This is a genomic window from Microvirga tunisiensis (assembly GCF_009296175.1).
Classification (GTDB): domain Bacteria; phylum Pseudomonadota; class Alphaproteobacteria; order Rhizobiales; family Beijerinckiaceae; genus Microvirga; species Microvirga tunisiensis.
Window position 1 is genome coordinate 1 of sequence record NZ_VOSK01000642.1, and the last position, 1,979, is coordinate 1,979.

Annotated in this window: 1 protein-coding gene; it reads left to right on the plus strand. The window is 62.1% G+C overall.

The annotated features are described in order from the left end of the window. The first annotated feature begins 424 nt into the window (after positions 1-424). Entirely contained in the window at positions 425-1,900 is a 1,476-nt protein-coding gene (gene ltrA / locus FS320_RS42370) for a group II intron reverse transcriptase/maturase (protein WP_152718521.1), read from the plus strand. Positions 1,901-1,979 lie beyond the last annotated feature (79 nt).

A 1,979-nucleotide genomic window follows, 5' to 3' on the forward strand; every position in this document is an offset into this window, starting at 1 on the left:
GATCTCAAACACAGGAGACCGTCCGTGGACCAGATTATTCGCATCGGGATGGATACGTCAGTGCGCCGGGAGACCGGCAAGGAGTAGGAGGTGAAAGTCCCCCACGATGAAGGGCAAGCAACCCACATCGGCCCCAAGCCGTGCGCAGGCAACCGTGAGGGTGTCGGCGAAGCGTCGGCAGGGGAGCGTGCAGGCCAGCCATTGAGCCGCGAAAGTCCAATATTCCGGGTGCCGACGGCGTTGACGTTCTGGAAGGCAACACGGATGAGCGCGTTATGCGAGCGCTCAGCCGACCCGGCGTGGTCTGAGACCCTGGCATGCACGGATGCTCCTTGTTCGGGAACCGGGAGATCTCTGGATTGGCCACCCAACCCGTCCTCGGGTGGATGGTCCGCAGTGGGAAGGCGAGGAGCCGTAGCCGCCGATGAACGATCCAGAGAAGTCTGACCTCGGCATAGTAGCTGTGAAGCCGACGAACAAAGCCGGGCGACCGGTTGCGGAGTCGGTGGAGCGAAGGCCGGGGACCAAGGGGAACGCGGAACAGCAACACATGCACCGGACACAGGGCCGGGATCGCATGTCCCAGTCGCTGGACCGCGTACGGAAAGCCGCAAGGCTGAGGAAGAAGGACAGGTTCACCGCGCTCTTCCACCATATCACTGTCGACGCACTCCGGACGGCGTTCTACGCGCTCAGGCGCAAGGCCGCTCCCGGAGTGGATGGCATGACATGGCAGGACTACGAGGCAGAGCTTGAGCTCCGGCTCGAGGATCTGCACGCCCGGGTCCAACGGGGAGCGTACCGCCCGCAACCGTCACGCCGGACGTATATACCGAAGGCAGACGGCAGCCAGCGGCCGCTGGCCATCGCAGCTCTGGAAGACAAGATTGTCCAAGGGGCGACCGTCATGGTGCTCAACGCCATCTATGAAGGCGACTTCTGCGGCTTCTCCTACGGGTTTCGACCTGGGAGAGGGCCGCACGATGCGTTGGATGCCCTGTGTGTTGCGATCGACCATCGGAAAGTGAGCTTCATCCTGGACGCCGACATCCAGAACTTCTTTGGGGCTGTCAGTCAGGAATGGCTGGTTCGCTTCCTGGAGCATCGGGTCGGCGATAAGCGCATCATCCGCCTGATCCAGAAATGGCTGAAGGCGGGTATCCTCGAAGACGGGGTCGTGACTGTGGAGGATAAAGGGACGGGCCAAGGTTCGGTGATCTCACCGCTCCTCGGCAACATCTACCTACACTATGTTCTCGACCTCTGGGCCAAGCGCTGGCGACAGCGTGAGGCTACCGGCGACATGATCATCGTGCGCTATGCCGATGATCTGGTCGTTGGCTTCGAGCGCGAGGACGACGCCCGTCGCTTCCTCGATGCGATGCGCGCGAGGCTTGAGGAGTTCGAACTGTCCCTCCATCCGGACAAGACCCGTGTGATTGAGTTTGGCCGCCGTGCTGTGGTCAACCGTAAGAAGAGCGGGCTCGGAAAACCGGAGACCTTCATGTTCCTCGGGTTCACGTTCATTTGCGGCAAAACGCGCAGCGGGCGCTTCCAGCTTCAACGGAAGACCCGCGGCGACCGCATGTGGACGAAGCTCAGGACCATCAAGGAGGAGTTGTGGCGTCGGCTGCACTGGCCCATACCCGAACAGGGGAAATGGCTCAGGCAGATCGTGAGCGGGCATTTTGCCTACTTTGCGGTGCCGACAAACGCACGCGCATTAGCGGCGTTTCGGCACCATGTGGAAGAACTCTGGAGGCGCACGCTTCGGCGGCGGAGCCAGAGGGACGGATTCACATGGGACCGGACCACACAAGTGGCAGACCACTGGCTCCCAAAGCCACGCATCCTTCATCCATGGCCCGACGTGCGCTTCGCCGTCACTCACCCAAGGTAGGAGCCCGGTGCCTTAATTGGGCTCGCCGGGATCTGAGCGGGGGGCGCCCAGTAACGGGCGTCCCTACCGCAAAAAACAC